Source organism: Phycicoccus sp. CSK15P-2, assembly GCF_016888005.1.
Taxonomy (GTDB): Bacteria; Actinomycetota; Actinomycetes; order Actinomycetales; family Dermatophilaceae; genus Phycicoccus.
The window spans coordinates 98,241-120,730 of the sequence record NZ_JAFDVE010000001.1 but is presented as its reverse complement, the minus strand read 5'-3'; the positions used below and the strand labels follow the sequence as shown (position 1 = coordinate 120,730).

The window sequence follows — 22,490 nt, the reverse complement described above, 5'->3', positions numbered from 1 at the left end:
AGCCGGTGGGGATGACACCACCATGTGTCGCTGTTGCACTGGTCATGCTCTTCGGATCGCGCGCCAAGACCACCCTCCCGAGCCGCGAGGACGCCCTGCCCGGGCGCAGCACGCGGCCCTTCCCCGTCCCCGACACCCATGCCGTGCTCGGGACCCCGCTCGAAGGCCCCTGGCCGGACGGCACCGAGGTCCTGTACGTCGGGATGGGCTGCTTCTGGGGCGTCGAGCGCATCTTCTGGACGCTCCCCGGGGTCGTCACGACCGCCGCCGGCTACATGGGCGGCCTCACGCCGAACCCCACCTACGAGGAGACGTGCACCGGGCGCACCGGGCACGCCGAGACGGTCTTGGTCGCCTACGACCCGCAGCAGACCTCCCCCGAGCTGCTGCTCAAGGCGTTCTGGGAGAACCACGACCCCACGCAGGGCAACCGCCAGGGCAACGACATCGGCACCGCCTACCGGTCGGTGGTCTTCACGACCACCGAGGCGCAGGCCGCAGCGGCCCAGGCCACGCGGGACGCGTTCCAGCGGGTCCTCACCGACGCGGGACGCGGCGACATCACGACGACCATCGCACCGGCGGAGCAGGCGGGCGAGTTCTACTACGCGGAGGACTACCACCAGCAGTACCTGCACAAGAACCCGGGCGGGTACTGCAACCACGGCCCCAACGGGCTCACCTGCCCCGTCGGCGTCGCGAACCTGCCGGCGCAGACGGACGTCGCGCCGCCCGACTGACGACGCGGCCGTCAGATACGGGCGGCCACCTCGGTGCCCTGACGAATGGCGCGTTTGGCGTCGAGCTCGGCCGCGACGTCCGCACCACCCACCACGTGCACGGTCATCCCGCCGTCGGCGAGCTCGTCGGCGACGGTGCGGAGCGACTCCTGGCCCGCGCACACGACGACCGTGTCGCAGGCGACGGTGCGTCGCTGCGCCCCGGCCTCGCCGAGCCGGACGTGCAGGCCGTCGTCGTCGATGCGCTCGTACTCGGCGACGCCGGTCACCTGCTCGACCCCCTTCGCCCTCAGCGACGCGCGGTGCACCCAGCCGGTGGTCTTCCCGAGGCCCTTGCCGATGGGGGTCGCCTTCCGCTGGAGCAGGACGACCTCCCGGGGGCTGGGCTCCGGCACCGCGGGCACCACACCCCCACGGGTCGCGTCGGGGTCGCCGACCCCCCACTCGTGACGCCACGCGTCGACGTCGAGCGTCGGCGACCGGCCGGTCGTGAGGAGCTCGCAGACGTCGACCCCGATGCCCCCGGCCCCGATGACGGCGACGCGTCGTCCCGGCTCGCGCTCCCCGCGGACGAGCTCGGCGTAGGTCATGACGGAGGGGTGGTCGATGCCCGGGATGTCCGGCACCCTCGGCTCGACCCCGGTGGCGACGACGACCTCCTCGACGCCCTCGGCCGCGAGCGACGCGGCATCCGCCCACGTGGAGAGCCGTACGTCGACCCCCAGCACCTCGAGCCGCCGGGTGAAGTAGCGGATGGTCTCGGCGAACTCCTCCTTGCCCGGGATGCGCATCGCGATGTCGAACTGGCCGCCCAGGTGGTCGCGCCCCTCGAGGAGCCGGACGTCGTGCCCGCGTTCGGCCAGCGTGACCGCGGCCGCCATGCCGGCGGGCCCGCCGCCGACGACCGCCACCCGCCGTCGCACCGGCGCGGTGCCGATGACGAGCTCGGTCTCGTGACCGGCCCGTGGGTTGACCATGCAGGAAGCACGCTGCTTCGAGAACGTGTGGTCCAGGCACGCCTGGTTGCAGGCGATGCACGTGTTGATCTCGTCGCTGCGGCCCTCGGCGGCCTTGCGGACGAAGTCGGGGTCGGCGAGGAACGGACGCGCCAGCGAGACGAGGTCGGCGCCGGAGGCGAGCACCTCCTCGGCGACCTCCGGCGTGTTGATCCGGTTCGTCGCGACGACGGGGAGGGAGACGTGCTCGCGCAGCCGGGCCGCGTACTCGGTGAACGCCGCCCGGGGCACCGAGGTCACGATGGTCGGGATCCGGGCCTCGTGCCAGCCGATGCCGAGGTTGAGGATGCTCGCACCGGCGTCCTCGACCTCGCGGGCCAGCGCGGTCACCTCGTCCCAGGTCTGGCCGTCCTCGACGAGGTCGAGCACGGAGATCCGGTAGACGAGGACGAAGTCGGGGCCGGCCGCCGCGCGGACCGCCCGGACGACCTCGACCGCGAACCGGCGCCGGTTCTCCGGTGATCCGCCCCAGTCGTCGGTGCGGTGGTTCGTCCGCGGCGCGAGGAACTCGTTGACCAGGTAGCCCTCGGAGCCCATGACCTCCACGCCGTCGTAGCCGGCCTCGCGGGCCAGTCCGGCCGCCCGCGCGAAGGCACGGATCTGGCGGCGGACCCCACGGTCGGTGAGCGCTCGGGGACGGAACCTGCTGATCGGGCTCTTGATCGCCGACGGCGCCGCACACCAGGGCGTGTAGGCGTAGCGCCCGGCGTGGAGCAGCTGCAGGGCGATGCGCCCGCCGGCGTCGTGCACCGCGTCGGTGACGAGCCGGTGCCGGGGCAGCTCACGTCGCGCAGTGAGCTTGGACGCCCCGGGGTAGAGCGTTCCGCGCAGGTTCGGGGCGAACCCCCCTGTGATGATGAGCCCCGCACCGCCGCGCGCCCGCTCGGCGAGGTAGGCGGCCAGCTTCGGGAAGTCCTCGGCGCGGTCCTCCAGACCGGTGTGCATCGAACCCATGACGACCCGGTTGGGCAGCGTCACGTGCCCGAGGTCCAGCGGGCTGAGCAGGCGAGAGTAGTCGCTCATCGGGCCTTCCTCGTCCGGCGCCCCAGGCGCGCCGGCGCCGGGGACGCGACGCCACCAGCGGCGTCGCGTCCCCGGATGTTACCCGCGGGTCGGTCCGTCCGGATGCCCGGTCCCCGGCGTCACCCCGCGGGCGCCGCGAGGTCAGTCGACCACCGCCGTCGCCTCCACCTCCACCCGGACGTCCGGCTCGAAGAGGTGCTCGACGCCGACCAGCGAGGCGGGCGGCATCGGGTGCGGCATCGCCAGCTCCTCGGCGACGTCGGCGACCCCGGCCAGGAGGTCGCCGACCTGATCCGGGGACCACCGCGTGACGTAGAAGGTGAGGCGGACGACGTCCGCGAACCCGGCCTCCGCGCCGGCCAGACCGCGGGCCGTGTTGCGCAGCGCGTGGGCGACCTGGCCCCGCAGGTCCGGTGCGAGCGTGCGCCCGCCGGGGTCCCGGGCGACCTGGCCCGCGACGTGGACGTGGCGCGAGCCCGTAGCGACGGCGACGTGATGGTACGGCACGGGCTGCATGAGCCCGTGCGGGGACAGGAGGGTGACGCTCATCCGAGGCTCCAGGTGGTTGCGGGTAGTGGTACCCGATCTATACCTGGTAGACGAACGTCACTTCAACGAGACTAGGTCTCGTGCCGGATACCGACCACACCCACCTCCCGCTCGAGGTCGACGCCCCGCACCGGGCTCTGCTCGACCAGGTCCTCGACGCGTGGTCCCTAGAGGTCCTCGCCCATCTGTGCGACGCCCCGCACCGGTGGGGGGACATCCGTCGGGCGATCCCCGCGGTGTCCCCGAAGTCGCTGAGCGCCACGCTCCGCCGGCTCGAGCGCAACGGCATCGTCGCTCGCGAGGTGGTCTCCACGCGACCGGTGGCGGTCGAGTACAGCATCACAGCGCTCGGCAAGACCCTGCGCACTCCCGTGGAGGCGCTGACCGCCTGGGCCGCCGCCCACGGACCCGCCGTGCACGCCGCCCGACGCGCGTACGACGACGAGCTCGGCTGAGAGACACGCCGACCCCGCGTGTCCAGGCCCAGGAAGCCTGCCCCGGCCCCGCCGCGCGGGTGGCGGCGCTCAGCGTCGCCGCCACCGGCGGCGCCACCACCAGTGGCGACGTCGAGCCTCCGCGCCCGGAGGCTGCTCGACGGGCGGCGGAAGAGTCGTGGCTCGCGATGCGCGCCACTGCTCGACGAGGTCCTCGACGTCGACGGTCGGGGCGAGCAGCTGGGGCATCCCGGGGTCCGGAGGACGCAGCCGGTCCCGGCGCACCCGGCGGTTGTAGTCGTCGAGGACGGCCCGGACCGAGTCCTCGCTGCCCAGCCCGACGAGGGACCCGGGGAAGGTCGCCGCCTCCTTGCGCAGCGCCACGGCCGGCGGGAGCGCACCGGTGAAGTCCAGCTGCTCCCGCTCGGCCAGGGCACGGACCCACCACATCGGGTCGTTCGGGTCGCCGAGGTCGAGCGGCTTCCCGGCGCCGGGGAGGTCGTCGAACTCGCCGCGCTCCTGCGCCTCGCGGATGGCCCGCTCGACGGGGCTCTCGTACCGCGGCCGTTCCACCGCCCCAGTGTCACCCGACGGGGCCGTTCCGGGTGCCGGGTCAGCGCGGCGAGCCGAAGTCCTGCGTCCAGTACGGCCGGTTCCCGGTGGCGCTGCTCCGGGCGACGCCGACACCGAGGTCCTTGAGCCCGCAGTTGAGGATGTTCGCGCGGTGCCCCGAGGAGTTCATCCAGGCGGCGACGACGGACTTCGGCGTGCTCTGGCCGGCGGCGATGTTCTCGGCGATCCCCGACCAGCGGTAGCCCGTCGCGTTGATCCGGTCGGCGAAGCTGCGGCCGTCCCGGCTGTCGTGCGAGAAGTAGTCGTGCTGCGCCATGTCGGCGCTGTGCGCGCCAGCGGCCTTCGCCAGGGCCGAGCTCCAGGCCAGCGGGGCACACCCGGCCTTCGCCCGCTCGGCGTTCGTGAGGTCCAGCACCTCTCGCGCCTCGGACGGGGCCTCCGCCACCGGGGGCGGCGGCGCCGTCGTCGGGTCGGGACGCGGGGTGGTCCGCGGCGTGCGCTTGGGCTTGGACCTCGTGGCCGGCGCCGCGGTCGTGCGCTTCTTCGCGGTCTTCGTCGTCTTCGTCGCCGGCGGCTTCGGCGAGCGCTCCTTGGTCGGGGTCGTCGAGGGCGTGGGGCTCGGCGACTCGCTGAGGGTGGGGGCGGCGCTCGCCGTGGGCGAGGGCGTGGAGGAGCGGGTGGTCTGCGGTAGGGCGCCCCGGTCCGTGGCCGGGACGGCGCTCGCGGTCGTGCGGGCCTCGAGCGCACCGAGCCGGAACGGCGACTCGGGCACGACGAGGAGGGCGGCGACCCCCAGAAGGGTGATGATGACGGACGCTCCTGCTGCGATCCGGTGTAGCACGTTTCAGTCTCCCTGCGTTGTGAGAAGGTCGGCCCTGGTGAGCACGCCGACGGGCTTGCCGTCCTCGACGACGAGCACGGCGTCCGAGCCCTGCAGCTCGTGGCGGGCCGTGGTGACCGGCTCCCCCGCTCCGACGAGCGGAAGACCGGGGCTCATGTGTCGCTCGACCGGGTCGGCGAGCTGTGCCTGGCCGGTGAACAGCGCCTCGAGCAGGTCCCGCTCGGAGACCGCACCCGCGACCTCACCGGAGACGACGGGCGGCTCGGCCTTGACGACCGGCATCTGCGAGACGCCGTACTCGCGGAGGATCTCGATGGCGTCCCGCAGCGTCTCGTTGGGATGCGTGTGGACCAGGGCAGGGATGTCGCCGGCCTTGGCGTGCAGCAGGTCCCCCACCGTGCGCCCGCTCTCGGCACGCATGAACCCGTACGAGCGCATCCACTCGTCGTTGAAGATCTTCGAGAGGTAGCCGCGTCCGGAGTCGGGGAGGAGCACGACGACCACCGCGTCGTGCGGCAGGTCGCGGGCCACGCGCAGTGCCGCGACGACCGCCATGCCGCACGAGCCGCCGACGAGCAGACCCTCCTCGCGGGCGAGCCGCCGGGTCATCTCGAACGAGTCGGCGTCCGACACCGCGACGACGTCGTCGACCTGCGCCGGGTCGTAGGCGCTCGGCCAGAAGTCCTCGCCGACGCCCTCGACAAGGTACGGACGTCCGGTGCCGCCGCTGTACACCGACCCCTCCGGGTCGGCCGCGACGACCCGGACCCGGCCGGAGGCGCGGTCGCCCGAGACCTCGCGCAGGTAGCGGCCCGCTCCGCTGATCGTGCCCCCGGTGCCTGCTCCGGTGACGAAGTGGGTGACCCGGCCGTCGGTGTCGCGCCAGATCTCGGGACCGGTGGACTCGTAGTGCGAGAGCGGACCGTTGGGGTTGGAGTACTGGTCCGGCTTCCAGGCCTTCGGCGTCTCCCGGACGAGCCGGTCGGAGACCGAGTAGTAGGAGTCGGGGTGCTCCGGGGGGACGGCCGTCGGGCAGACGACGACCTCCGCTCCGTAGGCGCGCAGTACGTTGCGCTTGTCCTCGGAGACCTTGTCGGGGCACACGAAGATGCACGAGTAGCCCTTGCGCTGCGCCACGAGGGCCAGCCCGACGCCGGTGTTTCCCGAGGTCGGCTCGACGATGACACCACCCGGCTGGAGCTCCCCGGACTCCTCGGCGGCCTCCACCATCTTCAGCGCGATGCGGTCCTTCACGGAGCCGCCCGGGTTGAGGTACTCGACCTTGGCGAGGACGGTCGCCCCGATGCCCTCGGTCACGCTGCTGAGCCGCACCAGGGGGGTGTCCCCGACGAGGTCGGCGATGTGCTCGGCGTACTTCACGCCCTGCATACTGTCACGCTTTGACAACAATTCCACGGACGGAATACCGCGGGACCCGCCACTGGCCACCACCGGCTCCGACGCGGTGGGCGCGGACGGGCCCGTCCGTCCAGGTCAGCGGGGGTGGGAGACCCGTCTGCCGGGGTAAGAGGCCCCTCAGCCCGGGGGTGAGAGGACCCTCAGGATCGCAGACGGCCGAGGAACTTCGCCGCCTCGACGACCACCCGCTCGACGGTGCCCCGGGCCAGCACCGTGCCGTCGGGTGTGCCCGCGACGACGTCCAGCGTGACGCGACGCCCCTCGACGGCCACGACCTCCGCACGCACGAGCACGAGGTCGCCGACGACGCTCGGGGCCCGGTGGTCGACCTCGACCCGGACGCCGACACTCGTCTCGCCCTCCGACAGCCCGGGGGCGAGGGCGGCGACCGTCGCGGCCTCCGCCCACGCCACGAGCCGCGGGGTCCCCAGCACCGGCAGGCTGCCGGAGCCGAGCACCTCCGCGGTGTCCTCCGGCCCCACCCGCCGCTCGACCTCTGCCTTCCCGGCGTCCACGTCCACCCGCCCAGCGTAGGAGGCCCGCAGGACCGCGGAACGGGACCGTCGAGCGCGGCGTTACCGTGGTGGGCGACACCCGAGGAAGGAGCGGCCGAGCCACATGGGACGAGCACGACGAGCCCGGAAGATCGCGGCCACCGCAGCCTACGGAGGTGGCGGGATGGCTGCCGCCGGCGCCGCGGTCGGAGCTCTCGGCTACGCGGTCATCAAGGCCGAGGCGGCCCTCGCCCGACGGGTCATCGGCACCCCGTTCGACACCTCTCCGGACGACGACGGCATGTACGGCGCGGGACGGGGCGAGCCCTACGAGCTCGTCGTCCTCGGCGACTCCTCGGCCGCCGGGATGGGTGCCGACCACCCGTACGAGACCGTCGGGGCCATCGTCGCCAACGGGGTCTCGGCCATCACCGGGCGACCGGTCCGGCTCACCAACCGCGCGGTCGTCGGCGCCGAGTCCGGTTCCCTCGAACGCCAGCTCGCGAACGCCCTGAAGGAGGTCCTCCACCCGGACGTCGTCCTCGTCATGGTCGGCGCGAACGACGTCACGCACCGCACCGACCGGTCCACCGCCGTCCGGCACCTCGAGCAGACCGTCCGGCGGGCTCGCGCCCTCGGCGCCGAGGTGGTCGTGGGCACCTGCCCGGACCTCGGCACCATCCAGCCCGTGCAGCAGCCGCTGCGGACCCTCATGCGCCGATGGTCTCGAGACCTCGCCGCCGCACAGACCGTCGCGGTCGTCGAGGCCGGGGGCCGGACCGTCTCGCTCGGTGACCTCCTCGGTCCGGAGTTCGCGGCGTCCCCTGCCGAGATGTTCAGCAAGGACCGCTTCCACCCCTCGGCCGTCGGGTACGCACGTGCAGCGGCAGCCCTGCTGCCGAGCGTCTGCGCGGCGCTGCGGATCTGGGGCGCCGACTCCGAGGACCGTCGGCCCGAGCCGCTGCGGGGCGAGCGCGTCGGACCGGTCGCCGTCGCCGCGGGGCAGGCGGTGCGTACCGCGGGCACCGAGGTCGCCCCGACCCAGGTGGCCGGCGAGAGCCGCGGGCCACGGGGCCGGTGGGCCGTCCTCCTGCGTCGTCGGCCCGGTCCGGTGCCGCCCGCCGAGGACCCACGACACGAGACCGTGGCCGGTGGTCCGGAGACGGAGAGCTCGCCGGCCTGACCTGCGTGGCTCGCCGCGGGCCGAGGGACGCCCCGTCGCGACGAAGCCCACTGCGGGAGGTGCCTCTCCCGCCTACGCTGGGACGGTTCACCGAGCGAGCGCTCAGCCGGACGACCGGCCGCTCGCCCGTTCGAGGAGGTACCCGTGCCCGAGGCCGTCATCGTCGCCACCGCCCGCACCCCGATCGGCCGGGCCTTCAAGGGCTCGCTGCGGGAGATGCGCCCCGACGACCTGTCCGTCCAGGTGGTCCGTGGGCTGATGGACCGGCTCCCGGGCCTCGACCCGCAGACCGTCGACGACCTCTACTGGGGGTGTGCCGATCCGTCGTTCAAGCACGGCTCGAACATGGCACGCGTCATCGCCGTGCTCGCCGGGATGGACCACCTCCCCGCCGCGACGGTCAACCGCTTCTGCGCCTCGTCGACCCAGACCATGCGGATGGCCTTCCACGCCGTCAAGGCCGGCGAGGGGGGCACCTTCGTCGTCGGTGGCGTCGAGTGCGTGAGCCAGTACGAGAGCTTCACCGGCGCCGGTGGCAGCACGGGCGAGGCACAGAACCCACTCTTCGCCGACGCCGCAGCGCGCACCGTGGAGACCGCCTCGTCCAACGCGCCGTGGCACGACCCGCGGGAGGACGGCGAGCTCCCCGACGTCTACATCGCGATGGGCCAGACCGCCGAGAACGTGGCGACGTCCCGCGGCATCTCCCGGCTGCGCCAGGACGAGTGGGGCGTCACGAGCCAGAACCGGGCCGAGAAGGCGATCGCCGACGGCTTCTTCGCCCGCGAGATCCTGCCGGTCACCCTCCCCGACGGCACCGTCGTGTCGTCCGACGACGGCCCCCGTCCCGGGGTCACCCTCGAGGCGGTCCACGGCCTGCAGCCGGTGTTCCGGGAGCAGGGAACGGTCACGGCGGGCAACTGCTGCCCGCTCAACGACGGTGCGTCCGGGGTGGTCGTCATGAGTGACACCCGGGCCGAGGAGCTCGGGCTCACCCCGCTGGCCCGGATCGTGTCGACCGGCGTCTCCGCCCTGTCGCCGGAGGTCATGGGCCTCGGTCCGGTCGAGGCGTCCCGGCAGGCGCTGGGCCGTGCGGGGCTGACCGTCGAGGACATGGACCTCTACGAGATCAACGAGGCGTTCGCGTCGCAGGTGCTCGCCTCGGCGGACGACCTCGGGATGGACCCGGAGCGGCTCAACGTGCACGGCGGAGCCATCGCGCTCGGGCATCCGTTCGGGTCCACGGGCACCCGGATCATGACGACCATGCTGAACGGGCTCGAGGCCCGGGACGGCCGCTACGGGCTGGAGACGATGTGCGTCGGCGGCGGCCAGGGCATGGCGATCGTCGTCGAGCGGCTCACCTGACGGCCGACGCCGCGTGCTCCGGACGTCAGGGCAGACCGCGGCGTAGCGCGGAGACTGCTTCGGCGAGGCCGTCACCCCGGCCCTGTGCGTAGGCGTCCCACACGACGACCGTGAGCTGGTCCGGCAGGACCGCGGCGCCGAGGTCGGGTACCGGCACCTCGGGGGCGGTACGCGCGGCGGCCTCCTCGACGAGGCGGCGCACAGCCGGCGCCGCCTGCTCCGCTCGCGCGACGGGGAGCTCGGCCCAGCGACGCCGGATGCGGTCGAGGTCGTCGCGCACCGGCCGTGGAACCGGGTCGCGGGACGCGGACGGCGCCGAGGTGGCCGCAGCCTCCCCGGCGCCGTCGTGGCGACGTGGTCGGGTCACTCCCGCATGCGCGCGATGAGGCGCAGGAACTCGATGTAGAGCCAGACGAGCGTGACGATGATGCCGTGGGCGAGGAGCCAGGAGTACTTCTGCGGCGCCCCGGTGGCGATCGCGGTGTCGACCATGTCGAAGTCGAGCGCCAGGGACACCGAGGCCAGGCCGACGGCGAAGAGCGAGATGCCGATGCCGAGCCACCCGGAGCCGCCGAACCCGAAGGCGGTGTTCGTGACCATCGCGAAGACGAAGTTGACCACGGCGAAGATCGCGTAGCCGAAGATCATCATCGTGACGATCCGGCGGAACTTCGGCGTGACCTTGATCAGACCCACCTTGTAGGCGATGAACATGCCGGCGAACGTGGCGAGGGTCGCGAGGACGGCCTGCGCGACGATCCCCGCGTAGCGCTGCTCGAAGAACTGGCTCACCGCGCCGACGAAGAGCCCCTCGACCACGGCGTAGCCGACGATGAGCGGCACGCTGAGAGCCTTCTTGAAGGCGATGACGAGGCCGAGGACGAGGGTGGCGACCATCCCGCCCATCCACACCATGAAGCCGAGTGCCGGGTTGGCGGCGGCGATGCCCCAGCCGACGGCCCCGAACCCGACGACGAGCGCGAACAGGCCGAGCGTCTTCATGATGACGTCGTCCATGGTGACGACGCGGTCGGAGCCCTGCTGGACCGCCGACGGGGCGCTGTACATCTCCTGCAGCTGTTGGGCGCTGAGCTCGTCGGTGGCGGCGTGGGTGGCACCCGCAGGGGCCGAGCCCTGGCCGGTACGGAAGCCGGCGTAGCCGCTACGTGCGTCCTTCTCGAGGCGGTTGAATGCCGGGTTGTTGGCCATCGGTTCCTCCGTGATGGTCGTGGCGGTGATGGTCACCGTCGTCATCTACCAGCCTAGACGCAGGACGACGCTGCTGAGTTCCCGCTGAGAGCCCTTGTGGACAACAGCGCTCCCTGCGAGGACTACCGCTCTCTCTCCGTCGAGCGCCTCTCGGCCCCCGTGAGCTCCCTGGCGCAGACGGCGCGAAGGCTTCCGCGCGGTGGGGCTCGACATGAGAACGGTCGGTCCTTCGCGTCCCCACCCGAGCGGGCAGCGGTCATCCGGGGCGGAACACCTTGCGGTACGCGCCCGGAGTGACCCCGAGGGACTGACCGAACTGCGATCGGAAGTTGCTCGTCGTCGGGAACCCGGTGTCGGCGGCGATCCGGTCCACGGTGTGGTCGGTGGTTTCCAGGAGCTCCTGCGCATGACGAAGGCGCACGCCTGAGACCCATTGCATCGGGCTCTGCCCTGTCTCGTCCTTGAACCTGCGGGTCAGTGTGCGTGCGCTCATGCCCGCCGCGTCGGCGATGTCCGCGAGGGCGAGCTCGCGGTGCGCGTTGGTCTCGACCCACCAGAGAACCGGCCCGAGAGTCGACGACCGGGAGGTCGGACGGTTGCGGACGATGTACTGCGCCTGCCCTCCTGGGCGGTGCAGCGGCGACACCGCCAGGCGGGCAGCGTCCGCAGCAATCGCCGTTCCGTAGTCCCGGTGAACGATGTGCAGGCAGAGGTCGAGACCGGATGCCCCACCGGCGGAGGTGAGGATGTCCCCGTCGTCCGTGTAGAGCACATCGGGATCGAGTCGGACGGCCGGAAACCTGGACGCGAACTCGTCCGCAGCAAGCCAGTGGGTCGTGGCATCCCGACCGTCGAGCAGGCCTGCCTCGGCGAGCGTGAACGCGCCGACGCAGATCGACGCGATCCGCGTCCCGCGCTGCGCGGCCGTCCGCAGAGCATCGAGGACCTCGGCCGGCGAGAGGCGGGAAGGGTCGTTCCGACCGGGTACGACGATGAGGTCGGCACGCTCGAGTGCGTCCAGTCCCTCGTCGATGGCCAGCCGCAGGGGGCCGGCCTGGACGGACGGCTCGGGACCGGCCACGACGAGCCGGTAACCGGGCCGCCCATCAGGAATCCGGACGCGTCCGAAGGTCTCGATCGGAGTGGCCATATCGAAGGCGATCGCGTCTTCGAGAGCGAGCACGACGACCGTGTACATGCTGGCAGGATAGGTCCTCACGCCGTGGCGAGATTCAGGCGAACTATGTCTTGATAGTCATGGCGGTAGCCGGCTGGACGCGGCGAGGATTGGGGGGAACATCCGTCGAAAGGGAACCATTCATGCCTCCGCTCCGCGCCCAGCTCGTGCTTTTCGACGGATTCGACCCGCTCGATGTCATCGCACCGTACGAGGCGCTCATGGCGGGCAGCGGCGTCCTCGGCGGAGCGTTGGCGGTCGAGCTCGTCAGCGCAGGCGGCCCGGGTCCCGTGCGCTCCGGCCTCCCTGGGATATCACTCGCGGCGTCCACGACGCTCGATCCCGATACGCCCGGCTTCGTGCTCGTCCCGGGAGCGGTCGGCCCCGTCGACGGCGACCCCGATGCCGGCGACGAGACCATCCCCGTACTTCTGGGCCGGTTCGCGTCCAGCGACGCGATGCCCCTGATCGGACGCGCACTCGACAATCCGGACGTCACGGTCGCGGCCTACTGCGGAGGGTCGCTCGCGCTCGCGATGGCCGGGCTCATCGAAGGGCGCACGGCGACCACGCACGTGCTCGGGATCGACATGCTCGATGCCAGCGGAGTGAACGTCGTCCGCGCACGCGTCGTGGACGACGGCGACCTCATCAGCGGCGGCGGCGTCACCTCGGGTCTCGATGTCGCCCTGTACCTGCTCGAACGCACGTTCGGCTCGATGACTGCGCGCGCCGTCGAGGAGCTGTTCGAGTACGAGCGGCGCGGAGTCACCGTGCAGAGCGAGCGCCAGCTCGCGACCTGACCGACGTCATCTCCAGGAACGGAAGCTCGCACCCCATGTGCACCGTCACCGGCGAACGGACGCCCGCGTGAGCGCGTTCCTGCTCTCCGTGCACGTGCTTGCGGCCATCATCACCATCGGCCCGGTCGCTGTCGCCGCGAGCATGTTCCCCAGGTTCGCACGTCTCGCCCTGGCACTACCCGGCGACGCGACGAGGGGTGCCGTGGTGCGCATCCTGCACCGGATCACGCGCGTCTACGCGGTGGTCGGGGCACTCGTCCCCGTGTTCGGGATCGCCACCGGAGCAAGCATCGGTGTTCTCGGCGATGCATGGCTGATCGTCTCGATGATCGTCACAGTGGTCGCTGCGGCTCTTCTCGTCGCTCGCGTCCTACCGGGTCAAGCGCAGGTCGTTAGCGCCCTCGACGCCGGTGTGGGCGAAGCGGACGACGCGACACGGAACAGTGGTGCCGGACTTCGAGCTGGGTGCGATGCCGCGCGCCGACTCGCGATGTCGACGGGGATGTTCAACCTGGCCTGGGCGATCGTCGTCGTGCTGATGATCTACCGGCCCGGGTCGACCACCGGGGTCGGACGATGAGCCCGCGGCAGACCCTGCGGATCATCGGAGCCGTAGAGCTCATCACGCTCGCGCTGATGCTCGCCAACCTCGCCACTGTCCACGCGTCGGAGATATCGCGACTTCTCGGTCCCGTGCACGGACTCGCCTACACCGTCACGGTCATCACCGCCGTTCTCGTCCGAGGTCCCGGCCATCGGGTGTGGCTGTGTGCGCTCATCCCAGGCATCGGCGGCCTCCTTGCGTCCCGCACCGCCTCCTCCGAGCAGCTGGAACAGCGGCTGCTGGACGACCTGTAGACACGCACCGGTCCGTTCGCCGCATCCCCGGTGACCCACGGTCTGTTCGAGCGCCTCTCTCCCGTCGGGCGCGCCGGCGCCCCCGACGGGAGTCGAACCCGCACCTGGAGCGCTTTTAAGGCGCCTGCCTCTGCCGGTTGGGCTACGGGGGCGCAGCAACGGTAACGCTCTCCCGTCCACACGCGCGCGAGCCCCCGGCCACCGCTTCCGGTCTCGAGCGCGGCCGGCACCTGGCCCGACCTCCAGCCATGTCGCGGACCTCCGGCCGCCGCGACGGGAGTTCAGCCCGCTCCGGCGGTGCGGGTCGGAGCGGGCGTCAGCACGGCGCCGGGTGTCGGGGTCCGGCTCGGAGCCGGCGTGAGGTCGGACGTGGGGGTCGGTGACGACGTGGCCTCGGGCGACGACGACGGTCCCACCGTCGGCTCCGCCTCGGCCGTCGGGACGACCGGTAGGGGCGGCAGCGTCAGCGGCGGGGCCCACTCACCCCAGGGGTTGGCCCAGCGGTCGTCGTTCCCCAGGTCCACGGGGAAGACGTCGCTGCGCACGTCCACGGTGCCGTCCGGCCGCGTGGGCACGCCGTCCTGCCAGGCGAGCATCTCGGGGTCGACGAAGAGACCCTGCCCGTCCTGGTCGAAGATCCGCGCGCCCTCGACCCGGTCGCCGTTCGCGTCGTACACGTAGAGGTCCTGGACCTGCGAGCCACCGACCGAGACTCCCGGCGGAACCCACGGCTCGTACACGTCGGGCGACGCCGAGTAGACGAGGAAGCCCAGAGACGCAGGGAGCACCAGGGCGGCGACGGCGTTCAGGCTCGTCGTCACCACCCTGACATCCGCCCTCCCCACGCCGACGAGCCTGTGCCCGAGCCAGAAGGACACGACAGCTCCCAGGGTCGGCAGGAGAACGACGCGACCCGTCCAGAGCACCGAGGCCAGGCACCATCCGAGCGCCCACCCACGGGCCAGCCACCAGACCGGGCGTAGGTCGCGCAGCCATGGGGCTCGCTCTAGCAGCCCGGCACCCCATCCGCGAGCCGCCACCACGAGCCCGGCGTGCCACGGCGGGGACGACGGCCCCTCCACCGCCGTCCGCGGTGGCAGACCTGCGGCGGCCCGCAGCTCGGCCGCGTACGACTCGGGCTCACCGACGAGCGCGCCGAGGTGCACCCCGCCCTCGGCCGCCCGCTCGGCGAGGTCGGCCTCCATGCCGAGGGTCAGGTCGTCGACGTCCTCCGGCGGGAGGTCGTCCAGCCAGGCCCGGACGGCCCGCACGTAGGCCCGAGCGTCATCGGTCCCGGAGTCGACGACCGGCTGCGTCGGGGTGCTCACGACGCCACCCCCGCCCCGGCGAGCAGCCCGTCCATCGTGGCGGTGAACCCGCCCCACGTCTTCGCCTGCGTCTCCAGCATGTGCCGTCCCTCCGCGTTGATGCCGTAGTACTTCCGGTGCGGTCCCTCCTCGGACGGCACGACGTACGACGTCAGCGCCCCCGCCGCGTACAGCCGCCGCAACGTCCCGTACACGGAGGCGTCGCCGACCTCGTCGAGCCCGGCGTCCCGCAGGCGGCGGACCACGTCGTAGCCGTACCCGTCCTCACTCGCGACCACGGCCAGCACGGCCAGGTCGAGCACGCCCTTGACGAGCTGTGTGCCGTCCATGACGCCTCCCTTCTCCACGACGCACGGTACTACGGATTACGCAGTACCGTGCGTCGTGGAGACAGCGACGGCGTGTCGTGCCGATCTCAGGCGGGGACGGACAGCGCGATGCCGTCGAGGATGTCGTGCTCGCTCGTGACGACCGCGGCAGCGGGCGAGCGCAGGGCGACCCGGCCGAGCACCTCGTGCCAGACCAGCGCCCCGGCCCCGATGACGTCGACCCGACCCGGATGCATGAACGGCAGCGCCGCTCGCTCCTCGCGCGACATCGCGAGCAGTCCTCGGCACGCGGCGCGGTGCTCGTCGAGCGGAACCCTCGCCAGGTGGATGGCGTCGCGGTCGTAGGTGCCGAGCCCGAGCGCGTGCGCCGTCACCGTCGTGACCGACCCGGCCAGCCCGACGACCGCCCCGAGCCCGGAGAGGTCGACGACCTCCTCGGCCTGGTGCAGCGCCGTCGCGATGTCGGCCCGCGCGGCGACGACCTCGCCGTCGGTCGGCGGGTCGGATGCCAGGTGCCGCTCGGTCATCCGGACGCATCCGATGTCGACCGACCGCCCGGCCTCGACATCGTCCGTGCCCCGGACGAGCTCGGTGGAACCGCCTCCGAGGTCGACGACGAGGTACGGCCCGGGGATGCCGAGCCGGCGCAGGTCGCCGGTGGCACCGGTGAACGACAGCCGCGCCTCCTCGTCGCCGGGCACGACCTCCGGGGTGACGTCGAGGTCACCGAACGCCTCCCGGACGCCGGCGACGAACTCGTCGGCGTTGCGGGCGTCCCGGGACGCCGACGTCGCGACGAAGCGCACCGCCTCCGCCCCCAGCTCCCGGCACTGCCCGGCGTACTCGCGGGCGGCGGCGAGCGTGCGCTCCATCGCCTCGGACGCGATCGTCCCCGTGCGGTCGATGCCCTGACCGAGCCGGACGACCTCCATCCGACGGACGACGTCGGTGAGCAGGCCGTCCTCCCCCACGTCCGCGACGAGCAGGCGGATGGAGTTCGTGCCGCAGTCGACCGCGCCGACCCGACGGCTCACCGCGGGGCCTCGGCGTCCGCCGTGGCCTCGGTGCACGGGTGCCGCTGCCACCACGGGTCGAGCAGGTCGAGCGCCTCGTCCCCGAGTGGGTTGACCCCGGGCCCGGCGGCGAGCGCGTGCGCCGCGAGGACGTGCAGGCACTTGACGCGCGCCGGCATCCCGCCGGCGGAGACGCCGGCGATCTCCGGCACGTCGCCGAGCTCGGCACGGCGCGCGAGGTAGTCGGCGTGCGCCGCCTCGTACGCCGCGCGGAGGTCGGGGTCGGCCTCGAGCCGCTCGGTCATCTCGCGCATCACGCCACGGCTCTCGAGCGTGGACAGCGCGCCGGTGAGCCGTGGGCAGGTGGCGTAGTAGGACGTCGGGAACGGCGTGCCGTCCGGCAGCCGCGGCTCGGTCCGGACGACGTCCGGCTCCCCGCACGGACAGCGGTGCGCGACCTCGGCCACACCGCGTGCCTCGCGGCCGAGCTGGCGGGAGACCGCTGCGAGGTCGGAGTCGGTCGCGCGGGCCGGCTCCGGCGGGGTCACCGGCCGGCTCCGGGCGCGTCCGCCGTGCGAACGGACTGCCACAACGTGTCGTACCAGGGGTGCACCGGCACGTCGGGGTCCGTGCCCGGAGCGGCCTCGGGACCGCCGTCCTCGTCGCCGGTCTCGGGGTCGAGGACCGTGAAGGACCGCTCACCCGGCCGGACGAACTTCAGCCGTTCCCGGGCCTGCTGCTCGACGTACGCCGGGTCGTTCCAGCGCTCCCGCTCCGCTCGCAGGTGGGCGACGTCGGCCTCCTGCTCGGCCACCTCGTCCCGCAGTGCGGCGATCTCGTTGCGCTGGTGCAGCCAGGCAGCCACGGACGACGACAGCAGCACCGCGAGGAAGACGCCGATGGAGGCGAGGACGACGCCGCGCCGGACGACCCGGTTCGACACGGCTCCGCCGACCCGGGCCCGCCAGCCCGACGGCAGCCGCCGGACCACCTTGGCGGTCGTCGGGGACGTGGCGGAGCCGCGAGGGCCCGACCGCGGCGCCGACCCACCACCCGGCCGACCACGCGCACCCGACCGCGCCCCCGCCCCGCGGTGCGGGGGACGGGACGCGGGACGGGGCGAGCGGCCGGCCATCGGGGCTCCGGATCAGCCCTGACGGGCCGCGAAACGCGGGAAGGCGCCGACGCCGGCGTACTGCGCCGCGTCGTCGAGCTCCTCCTCGATCCGCAGCAGCTGGTTGTACTTCGCGACCCGCTCGGAGCGCGCCGGGGCGCCGGTCTTGATCTGGCCGCAGTTCGTGGCGACGGCGAGGTCGGCGATGGTGACGTCCTCGGTCTCGCCGGAGCGGTGGCTCATCATGCAGCGGTACCCGTTGCGGTGGGCGAGGTCGACGGCGTCGAGGGTCTCGGTGAGCGAGCCGATCTGGTTGACCTTGACGAGCAGGGCGTTGGCCGTGCCGGTCGAGATGCCCCGCGCGAGCCGTTCGGGGTTGGTGACGAAGAGGTCGTCTCCGACGATCTGGACCCGGGACCCGAGCCGGTCGGTGAGGGTCTTCCAGCCGTCCCAGTCCTCCTCGTCGAGGGGGTCCTCGATGGAGACGAGCGGGTAGGCGTCGACCAGCTCCGCGTAGTAGTCGACCATCTCGGCGGCCGACCTGGTGCCTCCCTCGAACGCGTAGCCACCGTCCTCGCAGAACTCGGTGGCGGCGACGTCGAGCGCGAGCGCGATCTGCTCGCCCGGGGTGTAGCCGGCGCGCTGGATCGCCTCGACGATGAGGTCGAGAGCGGCCCGGTTGGACTCGAGGTTCGGCGCGAAGCCACCCTCGTCGCCGAGCCCGGTAGCGAGCCCCTTCTCCTTGAGGACGGACTTGAGCGCGTGGTAGACCTCGGCACCCCAGCGCAGCGCCTCGCGGAAGGACCCGGCGCCGATCGGCGCGATCATGAACTCCTGGATGTCGACGTTGGAGTCGGCGTGGCTGCCGCCGTTGAGGATGTTCATCATCGGCACCGGCAGGACGTGGGCGTTGGGCCCGCCGACGTAGCGGAAGAGCGGCAGGTCGGCGGAGTCGGCGGCGGCCCGGGCCACCGCGAGGCTGACGCCGAGGATGGCGTTGGCGCCGATCTTCTCCTTGTTCGCGCTGCCGTCGACGGCGAGCATCTCGGCGTCGACGAGACGCTGCTCGCTCGCCTCGAAGCCGAGGAGCTTCGGCCCGAGCTCGTCGATGACCGCGTCCACGGCCTTCTCCACACCCTTGCCGAGGTAGCGGTCCTTGTCGCCGTCCCGGCGCTCGACGGCCTCGAACGCACCGGTCGAGGCGCCGCTCGGGACCGCCGCCCGCGCGACCGTGCCGTCGTCGAGGGCGACCTCGACCTCGACGGTGGGGTTGCCGCGCGAGTCGAGGATCTCGCGCGCGCCTACTGCATCGATGCTGGCCACTACAGCTCCTGCTGGGGAAGGGAATCGGTTCATCTCCGAGCCTAGCCCTCGTGGCGCAGGTCACCCCAGAGCGACCCGCGCCGTGGTACCGGTGCCGCAACCCGGCTCGGACGCCGGGTCCGCGCCTGCGAGCCGCCTGCAACGGCTCGGAACCGTCGAGAAGGCTTCCGAGCCGAGCTCGTGCGGCGACGAGCAGCTCCGGCCGCCGCGATGCGACCTGTCCTGACGGCGACCGCCGAGCGGACGAGCGAGCTCAGCGCGAGGCGGCCAGGGCCACGGCGACCGCGGCACCGACCCGGGCGTTGTGCTTCACGAGCGCGATGTTCGTCGCCAGCGACCGCCCGTCCGACAGCTCGACGATCCGGCCGAGCAGGTACGGCGTGATGTCCTTCCCGACGACCCCCGCGGCGTCCGCGTCCGCGAGCGCCTGCCGGATGACGTCGTCGATGTCGGCGGGCGCCATCTCGTCCTCGGCCGGCACGGGGTTCGCGACGGCCACCCCGGACTCCAGCCCGAGGTCCCACGTGGCCCGGACCATCGCCGCCACCTGCTCGGCGGTGTCGAGCCGCATGGGCACCGGCAGACCGGACGAGCGCGAGAAGAACGACGGGAACTCGTCGGTCGCGAGGCCGACGACCGGCACCCCGAGGGTCTCGAGCATCTCGAGGGTGCGCCCGATGTCGAGGATGGACTTCACACCCGCCGACACGACGGCGACGCGCGTCCGGGACAGCTCGGTGAGGTCGGCCGAGACGTCCATCGAGGACTCCGCCCCCTGGTGCACACCGCCGAGCCCACCGGTCACGAACACCTCGATGCCGGCGAGCCCCGCCAGGCGCATCGTGCTCGCGACGGTCGTCGCACCGTGCCCGCCGGTGGCGACGACATGGCCGAGGTCTCGGACGCTCACCTTGCGGACACCCGGGTCGGACCCGAGGAGCTCGAGCTCGTCCGCGGAGAGGCCCACAGTCGGACGACCGCCGAGCACGGCGATCGTCGCGGGCACGGCACCGGCGTCCCGGACGACGGCCTCGACCTCGCGCGCCATCGTGACGTTCTGGGGGTAGGGCATCCCGTGGCTGATGATCGTCGACTCGAGGGCCACGACCGGACGGCCCTCGGCGATCGCCTCGGCGACCTCCGGTGCGACGGCGAGGGCGGGATGCGGCGTGCGGGTGGTCATGGGCTGAGCTCCTGGATGGGCGGAACGGCGGGACCGAGGTGCTCGGCGACGAGCGCCGCGGTGAGGTCGGGACGGACGGTGTCGGGCGAGGCGCAGGTGAGGGCGGCGCAGACCTGGCCGGCGCGCGCGGCCTCGACGACCCCGCTCCCTCCGAGCAGGGCGTGGACGTAGCCCGCGGTCATGGCGTCCCCGGCGCCGGTGACGTCGACCACCGGCCCGCCGGTCGTGCCGACGGCGACCGCGCGCACGGCACCGTCCTCCGTGGTCGAGACGAGGCTGCCGGCAGCCCCGCGGCGCACCCAGACGGTGGAGACGCCCCGACGGTGCAGCTCGCCGGCCGCCGCCAGGACGTCGGTCTCGGCATCGGGGACGGGACGGCCGACCAGCGCCGCGAGCTCGTCGACGTTCGGCGTCACCAGCGCGACCGGCCGGTCCGGGGCCGGCACGCCCGCGAGGGCCCCGGACTTGGCGACGCTCACCGGCTCGAGCACCACGGGGACGCCCGCGTCGCGGGCGAGCTGGACCAGCCGGGAGAGGACCTCCGGCGGGGGGTTGGCGTCCAGGACGAGCGCACCCGCGCCCTCGAGAAGGGTGTGGACGGCCGTCAGGTCGTCGGCGGTGAGCTCGTCGGAGGCCCGCATGTCGGCGACGGCGACGACGAGGTCACCCGCGTGGTCGAGCACGGCGGTGTAGGTACCGGTGGGGTGCGCGGACCGGACGAGGTGCTCGCATCCGACACCGGCCGCTGTGGTGCGCGCGAGCACCGCGTCGGCGGCCGGGTCGTCGCCGACCGCCGCGACGAGCACCGTCGGGGTGCCGAGGCGGGCGAGGCCCTCGGCGATGTTCCGCCCGACGCCACCGACCGTCGTCTCCATCATCCCGGGGTTGCTCGTCCCGAGGACGGCCGGTCCCGCCGTGCGGAGCTTGACGTCGACGACCGCACCGCCGACGACGACGACACGACGGGGGCTGGGCACCGGAGCAGCCTAGAGCCCCTCGTGGTGGCCCCCGTGCACCGCGCCCGTCGTCACCGCAGGCCGTCGGCGAGCTCGCGCAGAGCGGCGCGGACGTCCTCCTCGGCCACCGCCAGCCGCTCCCGGGCCGCTTCGACCCGTTCCATCGCCTCCGGGTCGCCCACCAGGTCACGCCGCCGGAGGCGGGCGAGCACCTTGCGCGCGGCGAGCTCCGGGGGGAGCGAGGCCGGGACGCCGTGCAGGAGATCCTCGTCGTACCCGCCTCCGCGCGACTCCTTCTCGGCGGCCTTGATCCGCTCCCACTCCTGCTCGACCTCGTCCGGAGTTCTCGCGTCGCCGTCGGCGAAGACGTGCGGGTGCCTGCGGACGAGCTTGTCGACGAGTACCCCGGCCACGGTGTCGATGTCGAAGGCATGCCCGTCCTCGGCGTCCTCGGCGACCCGGGCGTGGAACACGACCTGGAGCAGGACGTCACCGAGCTCCTCGGCGAGGGCCGCGGGGTCCTCGCCGTCGATGGCGTCGAGCACCTCGTGGGCCTCCTCGACGAGGTAGGGAGCGAGCGAGGTGTGCGTCTGCTCGGCGTCCCACGGGCACCCGCCCGGGGAGCGCAGCCGGTCCATCGCGGCGACGACGTCGAGCAGACGTCCGCCCTGGACGTCCCAGGAGCCGACGACGACCTCGACGTCCGGGGGCGACTCGATCCGCGACACCTCGGCGGCGATGGCGTCGGAGAGCCCCGGGTCGCCGTCGGAGGAGCCGAGCCACACGACGTCCGCGCCCTCCTGGGCGGCCGAGACGAGCCGGCGGGCCAGGCCGGCGGGGGCGAGAGCGCCGACGGTGTCGACGGTGAGACCGGCCTCGGTCAGGGCCTCGACGACCGGCTCGTCGACGTCCCGGGCGAGGCGCAGGCCGGCTTCGGCCAGAGCGCTCCACGCACCGTGGGACAGCAGGCCGGGCGGGACCCGCGGCGAGGTGAGGAGCAGCGCGAGCCGCCCGGCCCTCACTGCGGGGCTGCGAACGGCTCGACCCACTCCGGCGTCGTCGCGGTCACCGCGAGGGTCTCCGGGTCGAACGCGCCGTAGCGCGGGCTGACGTCGACCTCCTGCGAGCTGATCCGCTGGAAGAACTCCGCCTGGTCCTCCTGGGTGAACTGCTGGCCCGAGGAGGCGACGTTCAGCGCGTGGAAGTACCGCAGGATCTCGATCGTGGCGTCGCTCGGGTCGTCGAGGCCGCCGTCGCGCGCCTGCGTGCGGGCCAGGGACTCCGACGACACGAGCCCGTTCTCGGCGAAGAACTCCAGGGCGGGAGCCGAACGGACGAGCTGGGTCAGCGCCGCCCCGGGTGTCAGGGGGTTCTGCACCGGCGAGGGGTCCATCGCGTTGATCTGCTCCATCACCGAGTTGACCTCGGTCTCGGTGATGACGCGTCCGTCCACGGTGGCGGCCCGGTCGGTCTCCAGGCTGCCGCAACCGGCGGTGAGCAGGGCGGCGCCGAGGGCGAGCGCCGCGACGAGGCGGCGAACCGGGAGGGTCACGAGCA

Annotated in this window: 26 protein-coding genes and 1 tRNA gene; 7 read left to right on the top strand and 20 right to left on the bottom strand. The window is 73.0% G+C overall.

The genetic code is table 11. The features are described from left to right. Positions 1–44: 44 nt before the first annotated feature. Entirely contained in the window at positions 45–740 is a 696-nt protein-coding gene (msrA, locus tag JQN72_RS00590; protein ID WP_204133205.1) for a peptide-methionine (S)-S-oxide reductase MsrA, read from the top strand. An 11-nt stretch (positions 741–751) separates the two neighbouring features. On the opposite strand, the gene JQN72_RS00585 is transcribed toward msrA, so the two are convergent. After that, positions 752–2,779 (bottom strand): NADPH-dependent 2,4-dienoyl-CoA reductase, encoded by a 2,028-nt coding sequence (locus tag JQN72_RS00585; protein WP_204133204.1) that lies wholly within the window; start codon positions 2,777–2,779, stop codon positions 752–754. 141 nt (positions 2,780–2,920) lie between these two features. Then, the gene (locus JQN72_RS00580; protein ID WP_204133203.1) at positions 2,921–3,328 is read right to left on the bottom strand and encodes a RidA family protein; all 408 of its coding nucleotides are present in this window, start codon (positions 3,326–3,328) and stop codon (positions 2,921–2,923) included. A gap of 80 nt (positions 3,329–3,408) precedes the next feature. Between JQN72_RS00580 and JQN72_RS00575 the strand changes: the two genes are divergently transcribed. Then, positions 3,409–3,783, top strand: coding sequence for a helix-turn-helix domain-containing protein (locus JQN72_RS00575; RefSeq protein ID WP_204133202.1), 375 nt, complete (start codon positions 3,409–3,411; stop codon positions 3,781–3,783). Between the two features lie 69 nt (positions 3,784–3,852). Here the strand turns inward: JQN72_RS00575 and JQN72_RS00570 are convergent, their stop codons facing one another. The 4 genes from JQN72_RS00570 to JQN72_RS18095 form a co-directional block, all read right to left on the bottom strand. Next, positions 3,853–4,335, bottom strand: coding sequence for a DUF1992 domain-containing protein (locus tag JQN72_RS00570; protein WP_204133201.1), 483 nt, complete (start codon positions 4,333–4,335; stop codon positions 3,853–3,855). A gap of 40 nt (positions 4,336–4,375) precedes the next feature. Continuing rightward, on the bottom strand, positions 4,376–5,176 hold the full coding sequence (locus tag JQN72_RS18800) for a CAP domain-containing protein (protein WP_204133200.1): 801 nt from the start codon (positions 5,174–5,176) through the stop codon (positions 4,376–4,378). Between the two features lie 3 nt (positions 5,177–5,179). Beyond that, a complete protein-coding gene (locus JQN72_RS00560) occupies positions 5,180–6,556 on the bottom strand; it encodes a cystathionine beta-synthase (protein ID WP_204133199.1) in 1,377 nt (458 codons plus the stop codon). Positions 6,557–6,735: 179 nt separating this feature from the next. Next, positions 6,736–7,116 (bottom strand): hotdog domain-containing protein, encoded by a 381-nt coding sequence (locus JQN72_RS18095; RefSeq protein ID WP_204133198.1) that lies wholly within the window; start codon positions 7,114–7,116, stop codon positions 6,736–6,738. A gap of 157 nt (positions 7,117–7,273) precedes the next feature. Here JQN72_RS18095 and JQN72_RS00550 point away from each other — a divergent pair, with 157 nt between their 5' ends. Together JQN72_RS00550 and JQN72_RS00545 are read left to right on the top strand one after the other, a co-directional pair. Then, a complete protein-coding gene (locus JQN72_RS00550; protein WP_307812317.1) occupies positions 7,274–8,272 on the top strand; it encodes an SGNH/GDSL hydrolase family protein in 999 nt (332 codons plus the stop codon). 144 nt (positions 8,273–8,416) lie between these two features. Continuing rightward, complete coding sequence (locus JQN72_RS00545) at positions 8,417–9,640, top strand: acetyl-CoA C-acetyltransferase (protein ID WP_204133196.1); 1,224 nt, start codon at positions 8,417–8,419, stop codon at positions 9,638–9,640. A 25-nt stretch (positions 9,641–9,665) separates the two neighbouring features. Here JQN72_RS00545 and JQN72_RS00540 read toward each other — a convergent pair whose 3' ends face one another. The 3 genes from JQN72_RS00540 to JQN72_RS00530 all read right to left on the bottom strand — a co-directional run bounded on the left by JQN72_RS00540 (position 9,666) and on the right by JQN72_RS00530 (position 12,047). Next, positions 9,666–10,007, bottom strand: a complete 342-nt coding sequence (locus JQN72_RS00540; protein ID WP_204133195.1) for a hypothetical protein — start codon at positions 10,005–10,007, stop codon at positions 9,666–9,668. After that, complete coding sequence (locus JQN72_RS00535) at positions 10,004–10,894, bottom strand: Bax inhibitor-1/YccA family protein (RefSeq protein ID WP_239099893.1); 891 nt, start codon at positions 10,892–10,894, stop codon at positions 10,004–10,006. Before JQN72_RS00535 ends, JQN72_RS00540 begins: the two co-directional genes overlap by 4 nt. Before the next feature lie 211 nt (positions 10,895–11,105). Then, positions 11,106–12,047 (bottom strand): GlxA family transcriptional regulator, encoded by a 942-nt coding sequence (locus JQN72_RS00530; protein ID WP_204133194.1) that lies wholly within the window; start codon positions 12,045–12,047, stop codon positions 11,106–11,108. A gap of 122 nt (positions 12,048–12,169) precedes the next feature. Here JQN72_RS00530 and JQN72_RS00525 point away from each other — a divergent pair, with 122 nt between their 5' ends. From JQN72_RS00525 to JQN72_RS00515, 3 genes are all read left to right on the top strand, one after another. Continuing rightward, positions 12,170–12,829 (top strand): DJ-1/PfpI family protein, encoded by a 660-nt coding sequence (locus tag JQN72_RS00525; RefSeq protein WP_204133193.1) that lies wholly within the window; start codon positions 12,170–12,172, stop codon positions 12,827–12,829. A 67-nt stretch (positions 12,830–12,896) separates the two neighbouring features. After that, entirely contained in the window at positions 12,897–13,409 is a 513-nt protein-coding gene (locus JQN72_RS00520) for a hypothetical protein (RefSeq protein ID WP_204133192.1), read from the top strand. Next, positions 13,406–13,687, top strand: coding sequence for a hypothetical protein (locus tag JQN72_RS00515; protein ID WP_204133191.1), 282 nt, complete (start codon positions 13,406–13,408; stop codon positions 13,685–13,687). The genes JQN72_RS00520 and JQN72_RS00515 overlap by 4 nt, the downstream gene beginning before the upstream one ends. 77 nt (positions 13,688–13,764) lie before the next feature. On the opposite strand, the gene JQN72_RS00510 is transcribed toward JQN72_RS00515, so the two are convergent. From JQN72_RS00510 to JQN72_RS18085, 11 genes are all read right to left on the bottom strand, one after another. Next, positions 13,765–13,839: transfer RNA gene (locus JQN72_RS00510), tRNA-Leu, on the bottom strand. A gap of 129 nt (positions 13,840–13,968) precedes the next feature. Continuing rightward, on the bottom strand, positions 13,969–15,015 hold the full coding sequence (locus JQN72_RS00505; protein ID WP_204133190.1) for a hypothetical protein: 1,047 nt from the start codon (positions 15,013–15,015) through the stop codon (positions 13,969–13,971). After that, positions 15,012–15,344, bottom strand: a complete 333-nt coding sequence (locus JQN72_RS00500) for a PadR family transcriptional regulator (RefSeq protein ID WP_204133189.1) — start codon at positions 15,342–15,344, stop codon at positions 15,012–15,014. The genes JQN72_RS00505 and JQN72_RS00500 overlap by 4 nt, the downstream gene beginning before the upstream one ends. Positions 15,345–15,430: 86 nt before the next feature. Further along, the gene (locus tag JQN72_RS00495; RefSeq protein ID WP_204133188.1) at positions 15,431–16,378 is read right to left on the bottom strand and encodes a Ppx/GppA phosphatase family protein; all 948 of its coding nucleotides are present in this window, start codon (positions 16,376–16,378) and stop codon (positions 15,431–15,433) included. Then, on the bottom strand, positions 16,375–16,905 hold the full coding sequence (locus JQN72_RS00490; protein WP_307812316.1) for a DUF501 domain-containing protein: 531 nt from the start codon (positions 16,903–16,905) through the stop codon (positions 16,375–16,377). The genes JQN72_RS00495 and JQN72_RS00490 overlap by 4 nt, the downstream gene beginning before the upstream one ends. Next, positions 16,902–17,348 (bottom strand): septum formation initiator family protein, encoded by a 447-nt coding sequence (locus JQN72_RS00485; protein WP_204133186.1) that lies wholly within the window; start codon positions 17,346–17,348, stop codon positions 16,902–16,904. Before JQN72_RS00485 ends, JQN72_RS00490 begins: the two co-directional genes overlap by 4 nt. Positions 17,349–17,504: 156 nt before the next feature. Continuing rightward, a complete protein-coding gene (eno, locus tag JQN72_RS00480) occupies positions 17,505–18,794 on the bottom strand; it encodes a phosphopyruvate hydratase (protein ID WP_204133185.1) in 1,290 nt (429 codons plus the stop codon). Between the two features lie 253 nt (positions 18,795–19,047). Then, complete coding sequence (locus JQN72_RS00475; RefSeq protein ID WP_204133184.1) at positions 19,048–19,977, bottom strand: pseudouridine-5'-phosphate glycosidase; 930 nt, start codon at positions 19,975–19,977, stop codon at positions 19,048–19,050. After that, positions 19,974–20,954: a carbohydrate kinase family protein gene (locus tag JQN72_RS00470; protein ID WP_204133183.1), complete on the bottom strand. Its 981-nt coding sequence runs from the start codon at positions 20,952–20,954 to the stop codon at positions 19,974–19,976. The genes JQN72_RS00475 and JQN72_RS00470 overlap by 4 nt, the downstream gene beginning before the upstream one ends. A gap of 50 nt (positions 20,955–21,004) precedes the next feature. Then, positions 21,005–21,955: a MazG family protein gene (locus JQN72_RS18090; RefSeq protein ID WP_307812313.1), complete on the bottom strand. Its 951-nt coding sequence runs from the start codon at positions 21,953–21,955 to the stop codon at positions 21,005–21,007. Beyond that, entirely contained in the window at positions 21,952–22,485 is a 534-nt protein-coding gene (locus JQN72_RS18085; RefSeq protein ID WP_239099890.1) for a hypothetical protein, read from the bottom strand. Before JQN72_RS18085 ends, JQN72_RS18090 begins: the two co-directional genes overlap by 4 nt. Positions 22,486–22,490 lie beyond the last annotated feature (5 nt).

Bases quoted from the DNA above. Each gene is read 5' to 3' on its own strand.
- msrA (WP_204133205.1), top strand. From the start codon at position 45: ATGCTCTTCGGATCGCGCGCCAAGACCACCCTCCCGAGCCGCGAGGAC.
- JQN72_RS00585 (WP_204133204.1), bottom strand. From the start codon at position 2,779: ATGAGCGACTACTCTCGCCTGCTCAGCCCGCTGGACCTCGGGCACGTG.
- JQN72_RS00580 (WP_204133203.1), bottom strand. From the start codon at position 3,328: ATGAGCGTCACCCTCCTGTCCCCGCACGGGCTCATGCAGCCCGTGCCG.
- JQN72_RS00550 (WP_307812317.1), top strand. From the start codon at position 7,274: ATGGCTGCCGCCGGCGCCGCGGTCGGAGCTCTCGGCTACGCGGTCATC.
- JQN72_RS00535 (WP_239099893.1), bottom strand. From the start codon at position 10,894: ATGACGACGGTGACCATCACCGCCACGACCATCACGGAGGAACCGATG.
- JQN72_RS00530 (WP_204133194.1), bottom strand. From the start codon at position 12,047: ATGTACACGGTCGTCGTGCTCGCTCTCGAAGACGCGATCGCCTTCGAT.
- JQN72_RS00525 (WP_204133193.1), top strand. From the start codon at position 12,170: ATGCCTCCGCTCCGCGCCCAGCTCGTGCTTTTCGACGGATTCGACCCG.
- JQN72_RS00515 (WP_204133191.1), top strand. From the start codon at position 13,406: ATGAGCCCGCGGCAGACCCTGCGGATCATCGGAGCCGTAGAGCTCATC.
- JQN72_RS00500 (WP_204133189.1), bottom strand. From the start codon at position 15,344: ATGGACGGCACACAGCTCGTCAAGGGCGTGCTCGACCTGGCCGTGCTG.
- JQN72_RS00475 (WP_204133184.1), bottom strand. From the start codon at position 19,977: ATGACCACCCGCACGCCGCATCCCGCCCTCGCCGTCGCACCGGAGGTC.